This is a genomic window from Devosia sp. Soil_C_22 (assembly GCF_057657195.1).
Map to the genome: position 1 here is coordinate 2316391 of NZ_JBDGIY010000001.1, position 17138 is coordinate 2333528.

General features: G+C 66.5%; 16 protein-coding genes and 1 pseudogene. 5 read left to right on the plus strand and 12 right to left on the minus strand.

All coding sequences use genetic code 11. The features are described from left to right. The first annotated feature begins 122 nt into the window (after positions 1-122). A complete protein-coding gene (locus AC3A6I_RS11210; protein ID WP_487543779.1) occupies positions 123-548 on the plus strand; it encodes a hypothetical protein in 426 nt (141 codons plus the stop codon). 276 nt (positions 549-824) lie between these two features. Here AC3A6I_RS11210 and AC3A6I_RS11215 read toward each other — a convergent pair whose 3' ends face one another. Further along, complete coding sequence (locus tag AC3A6I_RS11215; RefSeq protein WP_487543780.1) at positions 825-2033, minus strand: multidrug effflux MFS transporter; 1209 nt, start codon at positions 2031-2033, stop codon at positions 825-827. A gap of 273 nt (positions 2034-2306) precedes the next feature. Here AC3A6I_RS11215 and AC3A6I_RS11220 point away from each other — a divergent pair, with 273 nt between their 5' ends. After that, positions 2307-2933, plus strand: a complete 627-nt coding sequence (locus tag AC3A6I_RS11220; protein WP_487543781.1) for a TetR/AcrR family transcriptional regulator — start codon at positions 2307-2309, stop codon at positions 2931-2933. Positions 2934-3253: 320 nt separating this feature from the next. Beyond that, entirely contained in the window at positions 3254-5086 is a 1833-nt protein-coding gene (locus AC3A6I_RS11225; protein ID WP_487543782.1) for an ABC transporter ATP-binding protein, read from the plus strand. A gap of 173 nt (positions 5087-5259) precedes the next feature. Here the strand turns inward: AC3A6I_RS11225 and AC3A6I_RS11230 are convergent, their stop codons facing one another. From AC3A6I_RS11230 to AC3A6I_RS11265, 8 genes and pseudogenes are all read right to left on the minus strand, one after another. Then, positions 5260-6912 (minus strand): saccharopine dehydrogenase family protein, encoded by a 1653-nt coding sequence (locus tag AC3A6I_RS11230; RefSeq protein ID WP_487543783.1) that lies wholly within the window; start codon positions 6910-6912, stop codon positions 5260-5262. 113 nt (positions 6913-7025) lie between these two features. Further along, a pseudogene (locus tag AC3A6I_RS11235) lies at positions 7026-7286 on the minus strand (FAD-dependent oxidoreductase); the annotation flags it as partial. A gap of 32 nt (positions 7287-7318) precedes the next feature. Next, the gene (locus AC3A6I_RS11240; protein ID WP_487543784.1) at positions 7319-9238 is read right to left on the minus strand and encodes a potassium transporter Kup; all 1920 of its coding nucleotides are present in this window, start codon (positions 9236-9238) and stop codon (positions 7319-7321) included. A 292-nt stretch (positions 9239-9530) separates the two neighbouring features. After that, complete coding sequence (locus tag AC3A6I_RS11245) at positions 9531-10136, minus strand: NADPH-dependent FMN reductase (RefSeq protein WP_487543786.1); 606 nt, start codon at positions 10134-10136, stop codon at positions 9531-9533. Between the two features lie 253 nt (positions 10137-10389). Then, the gene (locus AC3A6I_RS11250; protein ID WP_487543787.1) at positions 10390-10728 is read right to left on the minus strand and encodes a hypothetical protein; all 339 of its coding nucleotides are present in this window, start codon (positions 10726-10728) and stop codon (positions 10390-10392) included. A 133-nt stretch (positions 10729-10861) separates the two neighbouring features. After that, positions 10862-11533, minus strand: coding sequence for an MIP/aquaporin family protein (locus tag AC3A6I_RS11255; protein ID WP_487543788.1), 672 nt, complete (start codon positions 11531-11533; stop codon positions 10862-10864). Between the two features lie 8 nt (positions 11534-11541). Then, positions 11542-12072 (minus strand): arsenate reductase ArsC, encoded by a 531-nt coding sequence (locus tag AC3A6I_RS11260; RefSeq protein WP_487543789.1) that lies wholly within the window; start codon positions 12070-12072, stop codon positions 11542-11544. Next, on the minus strand, positions 12062-12433 hold the full coding sequence (locus AC3A6I_RS11265; RefSeq protein WP_487543790.1) for an ArsR/SmtB family transcription factor: 372 nt from the start codon (positions 12431-12433) through the stop codon (positions 12062-12064). The genes AC3A6I_RS11260 and AC3A6I_RS11265 overlap by 11 nt, the downstream gene beginning before the upstream one ends. Before the next feature lie 40 nt (positions 12434-12473). Here AC3A6I_RS11265 and AC3A6I_RS11270 point away from each other — a divergent pair, with 40 nt between their 5' ends. Beyond that, positions 12474-12983 (plus strand): DUF6428 family protein, encoded by a 510-nt coding sequence (locus AC3A6I_RS11270; RefSeq protein WP_487543791.1) that lies wholly within the window; start codon positions 12474-12476, stop codon positions 12981-12983. A gap of 21 nt (positions 12984-13004) precedes the next feature. Further along, a complete protein-coding gene (arsK, locus tag AC3A6I_RS11275; RefSeq protein WP_487543792.1) occupies positions 13005-14222 on the plus strand; it encodes an arsenite efflux MFS transporter ArsK in 1218 nt (405 codons plus the stop codon). A 138-nt stretch (positions 14223-14360) separates the two neighbouring features. Here arsK and AC3A6I_RS11280 read toward each other — a convergent pair whose 3' ends face one another. Genes AC3A6I_RS11280 through AC3A6I_RS11290 form a run of 3 tightly spaced genes read right to left on the minus strand, consistent with a single transcriptional unit; the run spans position 14361 to position 17016 of the window. Continuing rightward, complete coding sequence (locus AC3A6I_RS11280) at positions 14361-15500, minus strand: Gfo/Idh/MocA family protein (RefSeq protein WP_487543793.1); 1140 nt, start codon at positions 15498-15500, stop codon at positions 14361-14363. Between the two features lie 6 nt (positions 15501-15506). Continuing rightward, the gene (locus AC3A6I_RS11285) at positions 15507-16256 is read right to left on the minus strand and encodes a sugar phosphate isomerase/epimerase family protein (protein ID WP_487543794.1); all 750 of its coding nucleotides are present in this window, start codon (positions 16254-16256) and stop codon (positions 15507-15509) included. A 10-nt stretch (positions 16257-16266) separates the two neighbouring features. Next, a complete protein-coding gene (locus tag AC3A6I_RS11290; protein ID WP_487543795.1) occupies positions 16267-17016 on the minus strand; it encodes a sugar phosphate isomerase/epimerase family protein in 750 nt (249 codons plus the stop codon). Positions 17017-17138: the final 122 nt, after the last annotated feature.

Consider the following 17138-nt stretch of genomic DNA (forward strand, 5'->3'; position numbering starts at 1 on the left):
CCGTTCATTTACGATGCCTATCAATGGCGCCACCGACACGTGGCGCCATTTTCTTTCGGCGCGGCCATTGTGCCGCCCCGATCAGCGCCCCAACTGAGATCGAGCCACGGAGACAAATCCCCATGACCAGCAAAGCCGCCCTGTTCGCACTGCTCGCTTTGTGGGGTGTCGCCTCCACCGGCGCCCTGCCCGCCATGGCGCAGGAGGCCGCCGAGGCGACCGCGGAAGACGGACGCATCGACAAGCCGGGCCTCACCGACCGGGTGTGGACCAAGACCGACGGCGACCTGCCGGGCGTGATGCGGATTTTCCTCTCCGACGGCACCTTCGTGCAGGATTCGTGCTGGGAGACGCACCGGCTGTCGAAATGGCAACTGACCTCGGACACGTCCCTCAGCTGGGACGAGGACGGCATGGAGATCGCGGCCGACATCGTGTCGCTGACCGATGCGGAGCTGGTGCTGAACCTGAAGCTGGGCAGCTCCGTGCAGGAAGAGAAATACGCGGCGGCGACGGTGCCGTTCCTTTGCCCGGATATGCCGAAGTAGTTCGAACGGCGCGCGCGGCCCCACCCTCATCCGGGCTTCGCCCACCTTCTCCAATCCAGGGAGAAGGCCACCCCGCCGACATCTCAGTCAGGCCTTCTCCCCTTGTGGGAGAAGGTGCCCGGAGGGCGGATGAGGGGTAGCACCACGCACCGGCGCCTGCTTGGGCGCCTCCCTCCCCCTTGAGGGGAGGGAACGAGGGAGGGGGTGGCGCGGTGATCACCGATGGACCCCCACCCCCAGCCCCTCCCCTCAAGGGGGAGGGGAGCCGATCGAGGCTTATTCCGCCGGCGCGCCGACGACCTGCGTGGTGGTCGTGCGGATCGTCACCTGGGCGATGAGGAACGCGGCGAGCGCGCAGATGGCGAAGCCGAGGACCATCGGGATGGCGGTGCCATCGTGGAAGGCGCCGACAATGCCCATCACCACTGCACCAGAGATCATCTGCAGCGTGCCCATCAGCGCCGAAGCGGTACCGGCGATGGCGCCGTGCTCTTCCATGGCGAGGACGCCGGTGGTGGGGAGCACGAGGCCGAGGAAGCCGAAGGCGACGAACATCAGGCCCGAGAGCACCCACATGCTGTCGATGCCGGCGACGAACAGCGCCGCGAGCAGCACCATGGCCGAGGCAAAGCCGGTGACAGCCCAGCGCACGAGGCGCTGCAACCCGAACCGCTTCACCATATAGCCGGTCGACTGCGAGACGGCGAAGAACGAGATGGCGTTGGCGGCGAAGGCGAACGAGTACTGCGTCGGCGTCAGCCCGTAATGCTCGATGTAGATGAAGCTCGAATTGCCGATGAAGGCCATGAAGCTCGACATGCCGAAGGCGCCGATCATCACGAGGCCGATGAAGTTCCAGTCGCGCAGCAACGTGCCGTAGCTGCGCAGCGCGCCGCCAATGCTCGATTCGGTGCGCAGGTGCACCGGCCGGGTCTCGCGCAGGGCGAACACCGTGAGCGCAAGGCCGAGCAGGCCGACAACCGTCATCACCCAGAACAGCAGGCGCCAGTCGCCGAAGGCGATGACGAGGCTGCCGGTGAGCGGCGCGAGGATCGGCGACACCGAGAAGACCAGCATGATCAGGCTGAACAGCTGGGCCGCTTCGGCGCCGGTATACTGGTCGCGCACGATGGCGCGCGGCAGCGAGGCCGAGGCGCAGGCGCCGATGCCTTGGACGAAGCGGGCGACGATCAGCCATTCGATCGACGGCGCGAGCGCACAGCCGATCGAGCCCAGCATGAAGATGCCGAGGCCGAAATAGAGCGGCGGCTTGCGGCCGACCATGTCGCTGACCGGGCCGTAAAAGAGCTGGCCGATGGCGAAGGCCGCCATGAAGGACATGAGGCTCAGTTGCACCGTGGAGGTGCTGGCGCCGAGCTGGACGCCGATTTCCGGCAGCGCCGGCAGATACATGTCGATCGCGACCGGACCGACGACCGACAACAGGCCGAGAATGACGGCCGTGCCCAAGATTTTCGCGTTCATTGCAGCAATTCCCAACTGCTCAATTCGTAATGTTCGACAGCTCGCGGGGCCCTCCCCCGCAAGGTTCCTGACGGCCGGACCATCGCGCGCCATCACCCTGGCGCGTCCGTTCGGTCTCCGACCAACCTCGATGTGCTGCTGCCTTGCGACATGAGCGTCCACAAAAATGGACACTCGTGTCAAAGTTACTTTTGGACACTCTTGTCCAATTCGTCAAGTGCGATTATCCTCTAGTGCATGGAATTGAGCGATACCGTCCCTCGCAGCCCTGCCATGCAGCGGGGCAACTACAACAAGCGCTGCGCCATCATCGCGGCGGCAACCGTGGTGTTCGTCCGCGACGGCTATGTGGGGGCAAGCATCGACACCATCGCCGAAGAGGCGAGCGTGTCGCGCCAGACCATCTACAACCAGATCGGCGACAAGGAGAAATTGTTCGCCGAGGTGGTGCGCGGCATCAACGAACAGTCGAGCGCCCGCATGGTCGAGACGCTGGCGACCTTCCCCGACCATCCTGCCGATATCGGCCGCGAGCTGGTGGATTTCGCCGTGCGGCTGACCGGCAACTGCCTGTGCGACGCCAATTCACGGGCGCTGCGCAAGCTGATCGAGAACGAGGGCGCGCGCTATCCCGAGCTGTTCGAGACCTGGAAGGACTACGGTCCGGGCAAGAACTGGCCGGCTATTTCCGGCCGGTTTGCCCGGCTGGCCCGTTCCGGGCAGATCGAGGCCGACGACCCGGACCTTGCGGCGCGGCAGTTCATGGCGTTGATCAGCGCCGACCTGCCCAACGAGCCGGGCACCCGGGTCAGCGAGGAGCAGGTGCGGGCGGCGGCCCGCAACGGCGTGCGGACGTTCCTGCGGGCCTACGGCAAGCGGGACGTGGCGATCCCGGCCTAGGCCCATTCATGTAATCGCGGGGCGAGCCACAACGCCCCCTCTCCCTTAGGGAGAGGGTGGGGTGAGGGGGTCTTGCCGCAAGCTCGGTGCGTGGAGAAGGCCCCCTCACCCGGCCCTTCGGGCCGACCTCTCCCCCAAAGGGAGAGGTAAGAAGGCTGTCGCAGCCGGGCCACAACGCGAACTGCAACTGCCGCATCGGAATTGACGAGCGCGCGCGACTGCCCGATGTTTCTCGCCAATCGCCGCTGTGGCCGAGGAGAATGAGATGAAAGCGATCCTGTCCCAAGAGATCACCCGCTTCATTCAGGACAGGACATTCCATGTCTCCTCACTCGCAGCGCGCGGAGCAAAAACCGCAGCGCCGTAAAGCCGCCTCTTCCGCCTTCACCGCTACGCCGGATGCCGCCCAGCGGCGCGGGTCGCGCTGGGGAAAATTCCTCTCCTATTATCGCCCGCATCTGCCGCTGCTCGCGGCGGACTTGGCTTGTGCCGTGCTCGTTGCCGGCACCGCGGTGGCGCTGCCGCTCTGCGCCAACTTCGTGACCACGCGCCTGCTGGCGCTCGACAGCGCGCCGGATGCCTTTGCGCAGATCCTCACCATGGGCGCGGTGATGCTCGCCATCCTCGCGGTGCAGGTGGCGGCGGTGTTCTTCGTCGACTACCAGGGCCATGTGATGGGGGCCAGGATCGAGGCTGCCCTGCGCCAGGAGCTGTTCGAGCACTGCCAGAAGCTGTCGTTCAGCTTCTATGACCGGCAACGCACCGGGCAGCTGATGAGCCGCATCACCAACGACTCGCTGTGGCTCGGCGAGCTGTTCCACCACGGCCCGGAAGATCTCTCGATCGCGGTGCTGAAGTTCCTCGGCGCCATGGTCGTGCTGTTCTTCATCGACCCGGCGCTGGCCGGGCTGATTCTGCTTATGACTCCGTTTGCCGTGGTTTACGCGCTGCATTTCAACCGGCGCATGAACCGCGCGCTGGAGCGTTCCAAGCAGCAGATCGCCGCGGTGAACGAGCGCGTTGAGGATGCGCTGGCCGGTATCCGGGTGGTGCAATCCTTCACCAATGAGGGGCTGGAGACGGGGCGGTTCGGCGAGCAGAACCAGAAGTTCCTCGAGAGCCGGGCCGACGGATATCGCTCGGAGGCGTGGTTTTCGGTGGGCACCGAGACGTTTGCACAGCTCGTCACCATCCTCGTCATCGTGCTGGGGGCGCTGCGCATCCTTTCGGGCGAACTGAATGTCGCCGAGATGCTGACTTTCCTGCTCTGCGTGGCGGTGCTGGTCGATCCGGTGCAGCGGCTCGCCAACTTCGTGCGGCTCTGGCAGGAGGGCTATACTGGGTTCGTGCGGGCGATGGAGATCCTCGAGGTCGAGCCCGACATCGCCGATCGGCCCGGCGCGATCGAGTTGCCGCTACCCGAGGGGGCAATCCGTCTCGACCAGGTCGGCTTCCGCTACGAGGCGGACGGCCCGCATGTGCTCAACGATCTGTCCCTCGATATCCGGCCGGGCGAGTTCGTGGCGCTGGTCGGCCCGTCGGGGGTGGGCAAGAGCACGCTCTGCGCGCTGATCCCGCGCTTCTATGATGTCGATGCCGGCGCCATCCGCATCGACGGGCGCGATATCCGCGATGTGACGCTGAGTTCGCTCCGCCGGCATGTCGGACTGGTGCAGCAGGATGTGTACCTGTTCGCCGGCACGGTGGCCGAGAACCTGCGCTATGGCCGGCCGGACGCGACCGACGAGGAGATCGTCGCGGCGGCCCGGGCGGCCAATGCGCATGAGTTCATCACCGCCCTGCCCTTGGGCTACGACACCGATATCGGCCAGCGCGGCGTGAAGCTGTCGGGCGGGCAGAAGCAGCGGCTGACCATTGCGCGGGCCTTCCTCAAGGATCCGGCCATCCTGATCTTCGACGAGGCGACGAGCGCGCTCGACAACGAGAGCGAACGGGCGGTGCAGCAGGCGCTGCTGACGCTGGCCGAGGGGCGGACGACGATCGTCATTGCCCACCGGCTGTCGACGGTGCGGCACGCGGACCGGATCGTCGTGCTCACCGGGGATGGGATCGTCGAGGAAGGCACGCACGAGGTGCTGATGGCGGCCGGCGGGGTTTATGCCGGGCTGCATAGTGTGGGGGCGAGTATTTGAGGGATGCGGTGGGCGTGGCTACCCCCACCCACCGGCTTCGCCGGTCCCCCTCCCCACAAGGGGGAGGGACACCCGACTGAAGCTTCCGTGCTGGAGGTTGCCCGCGATTTTCCCTCCCCCTTGTGGGACCACGCGCAGCGTGGTGGGTGGGGGTGGGCCGCCCTGCCCCTGCCCTACAGCACCAGATACCCCCGATACGCCACCAGGCGCCCGATCAGGGGCAGGATGATTTCGACGTCGAACCTGTGCCGCCCACCCTCGTCGACGCGTTCTTCTGCCCTGATGCGGGGGAGCAGGAAGCCTGGGAGCGGCACACCCCAGACGCTGCCGCCGACGCGCTGCATGTCGAGGCCGTCGGTGCGGCCGATCAGCCGCATGCGGATGGCGACGGGGCCGAAGCGTTCTTCGATGAAATTGCCTTTGGTGAGGCTCATGGTCGAGCGCATCGGGCGGTCGGCGAAGAAGCGGGTCCAGTACTCGCGGCCGTCGCGGCTTTCGATGATGACCCGCACCGGCAGGCGGCCCTCCTCGCGCGGCAGGCCGAACAGGCGGGCGAGCGCGCGGGTCATGGCGTTTTCGGCTGGTGCGATCACGGCTTCGCCTTCGGCGATGATGGCGGGGCGGCCGCGATGGATGTTGCGGGTGACGCCGGGCAGCTTGTCGAAGCCTTCACCGAGGGCGCGGCGGTAGAGCGGTTTCTCGCCGCGATAGGCGACCTGCTTGATCTCGATGGCGAGGCCATCAAACCACGGCCTGATGTGCTCGAGCTTCAGCACGCCGGCAGCAGGGCGAGCGCCGGCGCGCACGCCGTAGCCGAGCGCCAGCGCCTCCACCAGCGCGGCGGCCGGCGCGACCGGGACATAGGGGCCGTGCCCTTCCTTCGCGGTCAGCGACCAGCGCATGACGCGGGGCTCGCCGCGCATGTCCTGGCCCGCCATCTCGACCAGCATGCCGCCATCGGCGGTGCCGAAGCGCTCGAGCCAGTTGGCGACGGTGAGGCCGATGCCGGTGAACATCCGCGCCGACGGGGCGAGACCCCAGCGGACGACGAGACCGGCGAGGCCGATCAGGCGGTTGAGCGGCTCGAGCTCGAGCCCGGCATCGAACTGGGCCCGGATACGTGGGCGGAAGCGGGCCGGCAGCATGTCGAGATCGGGCACATCGGCGAGGAAGGCGCGGCGCGGTTTCAGACCCTCGATGCTGACACGGCGTCCGCCGCTCCAGCCGCGGCCAGTGGCCCAGGTGCCCTCGTGGAAGACGCGGATGCGCTGGCCGACCCAGCCGAGCACCGATTCGACTACGGCCCTCCCGCGCGGCGTTCGGTTGCCGGGCACGACGGCGACATCGACGCTATCGACCGACAGCCAGGCCTCGGTGGCGGCCTCGACCACGGCATGGGTCAGCGCCGGGGTGGTGCTGGCGCCGGCGATCACCGCGATGCCGACGGCGCGAGCGGCGCTGTCGAAGCGGCCGACCGAGGCGACGAAGGCGCGGCTGTCGGCGAGATCGACATAGTGGCAGCGGGCGCCGATAGCGGCCTCGATCAGCTCGGTGCAGCCCTTTTCGAACGGGCCGGCGCAGTCGATCACCACCTGGCAGGCGATTTCGCGCAGGCGCTCGATGCCGATGCGCTCGCGGTCGATATGGACGAAGGCGAACTCGCCCTGTTCGTCGACGAGCCGCAGCTCGCGCTGCAATGTCAGCACCCGGCCCTGCGTACGCCCACCAAGGCTGATGCGGAACGCCTTGCGCCGGGCGAGGAGCCGCGCCAGCCGCGAGCCGAACACGCCGGCGCCGCCGACGATGAGGATATGCGGCCGAGTCACGCTGCCACCTCGCGCGACCGTTCCGTTTCCGGTTGCAAGCGACTGAGAGGACTCAGCAATTGCCCACTCACCATGCCCGCGAGCAGCCACGGCACGGACAGGAACCGGTAAAGGCGGACATGCCAGCGACGCAGCTCGGCGTAGCGCGCCAGCGCGTCGGGGACCGAGTCGGCAGCGTCGAGCGCGGTGGCGAGTGCAGCAGCATCGCGCACGGCGAGGCCGGTGGGCTGCAACATGGAGCCCGAGCCGACTGGGCGTGGCTGCTCGAAACGCTCGAACAGCCGCACACGGTGGCCGGCGCGGCTCAGGAACAGAGCCGTGGCGAGCCCGCCCGGCCCTGCTCCGGCAATCGCGATGTCGAGCGTCTTGCGCAGTAGAAGTCGTCCCGGCGGTTACCCCGGCCCGACTAGATCACCACCTGCGTGCCGATTTCAACCACGCGACCGGTCGGGATGTGGAAGTATTCCGTCGCATCGGTGGCGTTGCGGGCGAGCGCGATGAAGATGCGGTCGCTCCACAACGGCATTCCGCCCTTGCGTGAGGGCTTGAGCGAGCGCCGTGACAGGAAGAACGACGTCGACATGATGTCGAACTTCCAGCCGAGCTTCCTCGCCAGTGCCAGCGCCTTGGGAATGTTCGGGGTTTCCATGTAACCGAAGGTCACGACCACCCGGTAGAACAGGTCGTTATAGGCATCGATGGTGACTTTCTCGTCGTCCGAGACGCGCGGCGCCGAGGACGTTACGACGGTGAGGATGACGTTCTGCTCGTGCAGCACCTTGTAGTGCTTGAGGCTATGCAGCAGCGCGGTGGGTGCGCCCTCGATGTCGGACGTGAGGAAGATCGCCGTGCCGGGCACGATGGTCGGTTTCTTCTTGGCGAGATTCTCCACCAGGAACTGCAACGGCACCTCGTCGCGACGGGTCTTCTCGGAGAGAATCGCCCGGCCCCAGATCCAGATCGTCATCAGGCCGGCCAGCACGGAGGCAACGATCGCCGGGACCCAGCCGCCCTGCGCCAGCTTGACCGCGTTGGCGACGAAGAAACCCAGGTCGATGATGAGGAACGGGATCATGACCAGCAGCGTCGCCACCGGGGGCCAGCGCCAGACCCGCCACATCACAATGCCGAGCAGGATGGTCGTCACCAGCATGACACCGGAAACCGCAATGCCATAGGCGTGCGACAGCGACGATGAATCCTGGAAGCCGACGACCAGCAGGATCACCAGCACCATGAGGATGCCGTTGACCTGCGGCACGTAGATCTGCCCGGACTGCGTCTCCGAGGTGTGCAGCACCGTCATGCGGGGCAGCAGGTTCAGCGCGATGGCCTGCTGTGCCAGCGAATAGGCGCCGGTGATCACCGCCTGGCTGGCAATGATCGTCGCCACCGTGGCGAAGATGATCATCGGCAGCCGCGCCCAGGGCGCCCACATCTCGTAGAACGGATAGGTGACGTTGGTCGGCCCGACCGACAGCACATAGGCCCCCTGCCCGAAATAGTTCAGCAGAAGCGCCGGAAACACCAGCGAGAACCAGGCGACGACGATCGGCCGCCGGCCGAAATGGCCGAGATCAACGTAGAGGCCCTCGACGCCGGTGACGGCGAGGAAGATGGCGCCGACGACAAGCAGCGCAATCTCGGGATGGGTGAAAAGGAACGTCGCGCCATAGGCCGGATTGACCGCGATCAGCACCCCGGGATTGTGGAGAACCTGCAGCAGCCCGCCGATGCCCAGCGTGAGGAACCACAGCGCGGTGATCGGTCCGAACACGCGCGACACGCTATGCGTGCCGAAACGCTGGACCATGAACAGGGCGACAATCAGTACCACCGTAGCCGGCACGACCCAGCTCGACAGATTCGGCGCGATCAGGGTCACGCCTTCGACCGCCGACAGCACCGAGATCGCCGGGGTGATGATGGCGTCGCCGAAGAACAGCGCCGCGCCGGCAATACCCATGCCGAGAATCCAGGTGGGGCGTTTGGCAAGCCCCTTCGAGGCCAGCGCCATGAGCGACAGCGTGCCGCCCTCGCCCTTGTTGTCGGCGCGGGTGACGAAGAAGATGTACTTCACCGTCACCGTGATGGTGATGGCCCAGACGATCAGCGACAGCAGGCCGAGAATCTCGATGGCCGTTTCCTGCTCGGCCGGCCGCGACGCCAGCGCCTCGCGGAAGGCGTAGAGCGGACTGGTGCCGATATCGCCATAGACGACGCCGATGGCGCCGATCACCAGACCCGGCAGGGCCTTGTTCTTCGCATCGCTGTGACTGGAATCGGTGGTGTCGGATTGTACGGCAGCGTTTGGCACGTTTGCCATGAAGAGCTCCGGATACGGGCGGCGCGCTGTCTACACCTAACATCGCCCGCACTCAACACGAAGCCTGCGCCGGGGTTGCATGGCAACCTTAACATGGCGGCGTCGGTCATATCCAAGAGAAATAGCGCAGCGCCTCCGGAGAGCACCGCAGCGTGTACGCAAAAAGATGAGGCGGCGCCCTGGAGAGCGCCGCCCGTCACCAGTCAAGAAATGAGGCGGCGCCCTGGAGAGCGCCGCCTCTGGGGGCCGGGGTGCGAAAGGAGGAGAACCCCGGCGAAGGCTATTGGCCCGATCAGGCGGCCTTGGCAGCCGCCGCCGAGTCGGCGTCGCGGGCGGTCTTGGTCGCCTTCGTCCACCAGACCAGGTTCTCGAGGAAGTCGGGGACGAACTGGTCGAAGTTCACCTTGGTCTCATCCCAGGTCTTCTGGCCGAACATGATCGGGGCAAAATCCGAGCCGCCGATGTGGATGGCGTGGCGGACCGGCACGGCCTGCAACTCGACGACGATGTTGCGCAGGTGCTCGACGGCACGCGCTCCGCCCACCGAACCGTAGCCGATGAAGGCGACGGCCTTCTTCATGAACGGCTTGTAGGCCCAGTCGATGGCATTCTTCAGCGCGCCGGTGATCGAGCGGTTATACTCGGCGGTGACGATGATGTAGCCGTCGAACTCGTTGAGCTTGGCCTGCCACTTGGCGGCAACCTCGTTCGGGGTCGGCATCCAGAAGTCCGAGGCTGGGGCATCGAACAGCGGCAGGTCGTAATCGCGCAGGTCGACGATTTCGACGTCGATGTCGCCGCGCGCCTTGGCATGTTCAGCGATCCAGGTTGCCGGCTTGTCGCCGAAGCGGGTCGGACGGGTCGAGCTGATGATTACTGCGATCTTCGGTTTGGTCATTTCTGCTGCACTCCAGTATCAAAATGTGACTAGAGGCAAATAAGTGCCCGTACACCCGAGCTGCAAGCAGGCACCTAATGGGAATGAGGGCACAGAACACTGCCCCGGTTACACGCCTGTGCGTCAGGTTACACGCTTGTGTGTAAAGGGATTTCCGGGGCTTTGACCACACGACTGGCGGCCTCGAACAGGACGCCGGCGTTATTCGTGCAGAAAATGAAATGCAGCGTTCACTGAAGGTGAACGATGGCGCTCAGCGCAGCCCGAACGCAAAAGTCCAGGCCAGCGCCTTCAGACCCGACTCGTCGAGCTCGGGATGGCGTGGGCGGAGCTGCTCGATGGCGCGCTCGGTAACGCTCTTCCTGGACCGCTTCTCCGGCCCATCGACCGGCTGCTGCAACTCCTCGAGCAGCTCGAGGATGCGCTGCTTGAGGGCGTTGCCCTCGTCATGTCCGAAGCGCTGCACCAGATGCGGGGTCTTGGCGCGCGGAAACGGTGAACTGCCGAAGCCCGTGTAGAGCACCAATGCCTCGTTGATCGGATCGCTCATCGCCATCTCGTACGCCAGTGCCAGCACAGCCATATGCAACATACCCTTGTCTTGGAAGACCGAACCCTGGACCATCCACGGTTGAAGCGGGCTTGGCGCAAATGGCGACAGTTGAGCGGAATTTGTCCGCCCGAGGCTGGGTGTCGTTAACCCGGAAAAGAAGTGATCCTACGTGTTAGCGCGACGGTAGGATGTCGGCCCGCCACAGCCAGCCGCCGAGCGCGGCGGCGGCAAGCGCCCCGATGAGCTGGGCGATGATGAAGCCCGGCGCATCGGCGGGGCTGATGCCGGAAAAGCTGTCGGTGAGCGCCCGCGCAAGGGTGACGGCCGGATTGGCGAAGCTGGTCGAGGCGGTGAACCAGTACGCGGCGGTGATGTAGAGGCCGACCAGCCACGGCACGCTGTCGGGCCGGGCGCGGAGGCCGCCGAGGATCACGGCGACGAGGCCGAAGGTCGCGACCGCCTCGGCCAGCCATTGCCCTGCCCCGCTGCGCGCTTGGGTCGAGAGCTGGAGAAGCGGCAGCTCGAACATGGCGTGCGCGAGCAAGGTGCCTGCGATGGCGCCGGCGCACTGGGCGAGAATGTAGGCCAGCGCGAGGCTGGCCGGCAGCTCGCGGCGCAGGGTGAAGACCAGCGTCACCGCCGGATTGAAATGCGCGCCCGAGATCGGCCCGAGCACGGTGATCAGAACGACGAGGATGGCGCCGGTCGGCAGGGTGTTGCCGAGCAGCGCCAGCGCGCCATCGGTGGTGAGCGCGGCGGCCATGATACCCGAGCCGACCACGGTGGCGACGAGCAGCGCCGAGCCGAGCGCCTCGGCAACGAGGCGCCGCGGAAGTTCGGTCATGGGCGAGGTCACGCGACCTGCGGGGCCTTGACGGTGGCGCCGTCCATGGCGCCGATGCCGCGCAGCTTCGACGTCAGCGTCAGCCGGTCGATGCTGGTGAGCGGCAGGTTGGTGAAGGCGGCGATGCGGTTGCGCATGAAGCCGAGCGCGGCCTCGAAGGCAGCGCGCTGCTGGAACTCCGGGCCGGTGACGGCGGCGGGATCCTCGATGCCCCAGTGGGCGGTCATCGGCTGGCCCGGCCAGATCGGGCAGGCCTCGCCGGCCGCTTGGTCGCAGACGGTGAAGACGAAATCCATCTTCGGCGCGTCGGGGGTGGCGAACTCGTCCCAGGCCTTGGAGCGCAGGCCCTCGATCGAGATGCCGGCATCCTTGAGCACCTCGAGCGTCATCGGGTGCACCTGGCCCTTGGGGTGGCTGCCGGCCGAATACCCGCGAAAACGGGTGCCGCCGACGTGGTTCAGCAGTGCTTCGCCGAGAATGGAGCGGGCCGAATTGCCCGTGCAGAGGAACAGGACGTTGTAAGGGCGATCAGCAGGCACAGGCGGTCTCCTTGGTGGCGGGGGCGCAGCAGGATGCGGCGACGGCAGCGGCAGGCAGGCACACTTCCGGGTGGCCCTGGCAGCAGTCGCGCATCAGGAATTCGACGAGGCCGCTGAGCCCGTCGAAATTGGCGGAATAGATGATCGAGCGCGACTCGCGGCGCGATTGGACGAGCCCGGCGCGTTCGAGATGCGACAGGTGGAACGAGGCGCTGGACGAAGATGCGCCCACCGCTTCGCCGATGGCGCCGGCTGCGAGGCCGGCCGGACCGGCAACCACCAGCGCACGCACCATCTGCAGCCGCGTCTCCTGCGAGAGGGCGCCGAATGCATCCAGGGCTTGCTGTTCGTCGAGTTTCATTTCAATATCTCAAGAGTCGTTGAAATGAGGATAGCGCACGATGAACGCTCACGCCAGCCCCCTGATTGCAGACACATCCCTGAGCGCGCTGCTGGCGCTGCTCGCCCCGCATGACGACAAAGCCCTGGTGCTTGAATATGGCGGCCGGCGCGTGCAGCCGGGCTATCACGTCACCGAGGTAAAGGCCGGCTCGTTCGTGACGCTCGACTGCGGCGGGAATCCCGATGCTTGGCGGGAGACCATCCTGCAGGTCGAGGACATGCCCGCCAAGGAGGGCCAGACCTTCCTCGCGGTCGGGAAATTCCGCGCGATTCTCACGCAGGTGGATCGCAAGATCCGGCTCAGCGGTGATGCCCGTGTGACCATCGAGGTGAGCCGGCCCGACGAGGCGATGCAGGTCTATGACGTGGCGGGCATCGGCTTCACCGATACCGAGGCGGTGGTGCAGCTGGGCGAACGCCCGGCCATCTGCAAGCCGCGCCATCGCGCGGCACAGGCGGAAGCCGCAGCGTGCTGCTCGCCCTCCGCGGCGAAATCCGGCTGCTGCTGAACCACCAGGCCCGGGCGAACAATGAGCGAGCTGAGCGCAAACACGCGCCACCGGGTGATCTGGGCCCTCGGGCTGACGCAGGTCATCGGCTACGGGACGCTCTATTACAGCTTCAGCGCGCTGGCGCCGGCGATCGGCCGCGAGTTCGGTTGGTCGCTGGAATGGGTTTATGCGGCGCTGTCAGTGTCGCTGCTGGTGGGTGGCGTTGTCGCGCCGATCTCGGGCAGCTGGGCCGACCGGTTCGGCGCGGCAAGGCTGATGGCGTGGGGCTCGGTGGGGGCGGCGCTCGCCCTGGCGCTGATGGCGCTGGCGCCCAACGGCCCGGCATTCGTCGCCGGGCTGATGGCGGTGGAGATCGCCTCGGCCTTCGTGCTCTATTCCACCGCATTCGCCGCGCTGGCCCAGTTGACGGGGCCGGGAGCGCAGCGCGCCATCGTGCACCTGACGCTGATCGCCGGCTTTGCCTCGACCGTGTTCTGGCCGCTGACCACGGCGCTGCACGCGACGCTCAGCTGGCGCGAGGTCTATCTCGTTTATGCCGCGCTGAACCTCGTCGCCTGCCTGCCGGCGCATATCTGGCTGGCGCGGCAGGGACGCCGGGCGCCTGACAAACCGCAGGCGACGACCGCGAGCGAGCACCCTGCCCTCGTGCCGCCTTCGGCCGAGACCGGCGCCCAATTGCTTATGCTCGCCGGGTTCGCGCTGCTCGGCTTCGTCTCCTCGGCCATCCTCATGCACATGATCCCGCTGTTGACGACGCTGGGCATGGGTGCGGCCGGCGTGATGGTCACCACGCTGTTCGGGCCGGCGCAGGTGCTGAGCCGGGTGGTGAACATGCAGTTCGGAAAGGGCCTGTCGCAGGCCGCGCTCGCCGCCATCGCCGCCGCTTTGATGCCGCTGGCGCTGGTGCTGCTCGCCACCACGGCGCCGTGGATGGTTGGCGGCGCCGCCTTCGCCATTCTGTTCGGGCTCGGCTCGGGGCTGTCGAGCATCGTGTCGGGCACGCTGCCGCTCGCGCTGTTCGGGGCCGGCCGCTACGGACGGCGACTGGGGCTGATCAGCTCGGCGCGACTGGTGGTTTCCTCCTTCGCGCCGGTGGTGTTCGCGATCGTCGCCGGGATGTTGTCGACGCAGGTGGCGCTGTGGCTGGTGGTACTGACCGGGCTGCTCGGCTGCGCCTGCTTCATCGCCCTGTGGCTGCGCTTCGACCGCCCCATGCTGGCAACCCGCGTCGCCTGACTCAGGGTGGCAGCCTGCCCTGCGGCGCGACGAGCTGGATGCGGCTGGGATTGCCTTGCGGCAACGGCATCTCGGTGGGGGTCAGCCGAAGGCCCGGGATCGCTCCCGGGCCTTTGTCATTTTCCGATGCGAACAGGCTCAGCGGAGCAGCGCGCGGGCCTCATCCGGGCCGAAGGCGGCCGGGCGTTCGCAGGTGGTTTGCAGCGTGATCACCTGGCCGGTCTCGCCGGCCTTGAGGATCGACACCATGACGTCGACGGCGTGCAGGGCCGTGTCGAGGTCGCAGCGGGCGTGCCGGCCGGTCTCGAACGCATCCATCATGTCGGAGAGGCCCGCATTGCGGTAGTTGGCGCGCGGGTTGGGGGTATCGAGGCCCTGGTTGGCGACGCCGAACGGGTGATCCCACGGGGTCACCTTCTCCTTGGCGCCGGTAATGTCGGTGATGGTGACATCGCCGTTGAAGAAATTCGGATCGGGCACGTAGACCGAGCCTTCGGTACCGTAGAGCTCGATATTGTGGTGGCCGTGGCTGGCCACGTCCCAGCTGGCGCCCAGCGTGATGATCGCGCCCGAGTGGAACTCGAGGATGGCGTGGATGGTCGTCGGTGTGCCGACCTTGATGAAGGTGCCCTTGTACGGGCCCTCGGCGGTCACTTCACGCTCGGCGCGCGCCATGCCGGTGAAGGCCGAGACGCGCTTGATCGGGCCGACGAGGCTGATCAGGTCGGTGATGTAGTACGGGCCGAGATCGAGGATCGGGCCGCCGCCGGGCTGGAAGAAGAAATCCGGATTGGGGTGCCAGTGCTCCATGCCGCGGCTCATCACGTGCATGGTGCCCGAAGCGATGCGGCCGAGCTTGCCCGAATCGATGATCGAGCGGGCCTGCTGGTGCGCGCCGCCCAGGAACGTGTCCGGAGCCGAACCGACCTTGAGCCCATGCTCGGCGGCGAGCGCCTTGAGCTGGATGCCCTCCTCGACCGACAGCACGAACGGCTTTTCCGAGTAGGCGTGCTTGCCGGAGGTGAGGATGTCCTTGGACACCGAGAAATGCGTCGAGGGGATCGTGAGGTTCACGATCACGTCGATCTCGGAGTTCTTCAGCAGCTCATCCGGGGTCTGCGCGGCGACATTATACTCCTCGGCCCGCTTCTTGGCGGCTTCTGGCAGAATGTCGGCGATGGCGCGGACTTCGAGATTCTTGAACAGCGGCGCGAGACGCAGGTAGGCGGCCGAGATATTGCCGGCACCCATGATGCCGACGCCATAGGTCTTTGCCATTTTGGATCAGGCTCCGAGGGTCTTGATGAAGGCGATCGAGCGCGAGGCGAAGCGATCGATGTCGTTGGGGTTGTCGTGCTCGGCGACGAAATATTGCGCGCGGGTCTGGTTACGGACGATCGGCCACAGCTTGGTCCAGCCGACGGTGCCGTGGCCGGCATCGGCCCAGCCACCCTCGTCCTCGGCTTCGCCGGCGGGGGCGAGGTCCTTGACGTGGACGGCGACGATGCGGTCGCCGAACTTGGGCAGCCAGGTGGCCGGGTCGGCCTTGCCGCGCACGATCCAGGCCACGTCGGCTTCGACGTTCACCGCGGGCGCGGCTTCGAGCAGGATGTCCAGGGCGTAGCGGCCGTCATAGGTCGCGAACTCGAAATCGTGGTTGTGATAGCCGAAGGTGAGGCCGGCATCCTGCAGCGGCTTGCCGATCGCCTGCAGCTCGGCGCCAAACTGCTTCCAGCCCGCCGCGCTGGTCGGGCGCTGCTCGGGCGCGAGCCAGGGGCAGACGGCGACCTTGATGCCGAGCGTTTCGGCGAGCTTCAGGGTCTTTGCCGTGTCCTTGAGGTCGTCGAGGCTGATATGGGCCGTCGGCATGGTCAGCCCGTTCTGGTCGAGCAGTGCCTTGAGCGCGGCCGGATCGGGGTTGGCATAGAGCGCGCCATAGCCTTCGACATGGGTGTAGCCGAGTGCGGCTACCTTCTTCAGCACCTCGGCGAGCGGGTAGTTGCGGGCGCTGTAGAGCTGAAAGCCGATATCCATTGGACTTCTCTTATTTCCAGGCGTTGACGGAAGCGATCGAGCGCGAGGCGAACCGGTCGACGTCGGCCGGATTGTCGTGCTCCATCACCCAGTAGCGGGCATTGGTGTGCTGCTTGATGGCGGTCGAAAGCGCTTGCCAATCCATGGTGCCGTGGCCGACATCGGCCCAGCCGTCCTCGTTGGCATTCTCGCCGGCGGGCGCGATGTCCTTGACGTGCACCGCATTGATGCGGCCGCCATACTTCTTCATCCAGGCGATCGGATCCTGGCCGCCCTTGACCACCCAGGCGACGTCCATTTCCCACTCGTTGTGGGCGGCGGTCGTGAGCAGGATGTCCATCGGCAGCTCGCCGGTCGGCAGCGGGGTGAACTCGAAATCGTGGTTGTGCCAGCCAAAGCCGAAACCGCGCTTGCGGAAAGCTTCGCCGAGCTTTGCGAGCGTCTCACCGAGCTCGACCCAGCCGCTTAGCGGCTTGCCGGTGCGCTCTTCCTTGGGGATGGCCGGGCAGTAGAGGTAGCGGATGCCGAGCGTTTCGGCGGTCTTCAGCGCAGCGTCGGTATCGAGCAGTTGCGACAGGCCGAAATGGCCGGTCGGCATCGTGAGATTGTTGGCCTTGAGCGCCGCGGCGAGGGTCTCGGCATCGGCATAGAGCCCGCCAAAGCCTTCGACCTGCTTGTAGCCGAGCTTGGCGATCCGTCCGAGAACCGCGTCGAGCGGCGGAAAATTGCGCGCGCTATAGAGCTGAAACGAAAAATCCAATGATCGTCCTCCCGTAAAGCGGCCGCCCCGGTTTGGGCCGGGGCGGCGCCGATTATGTGCTTGGACATTGCACGTCGCGGGGTGGTACCGCCACGCGACGGGTAATGCCAATCCGGCAAAAG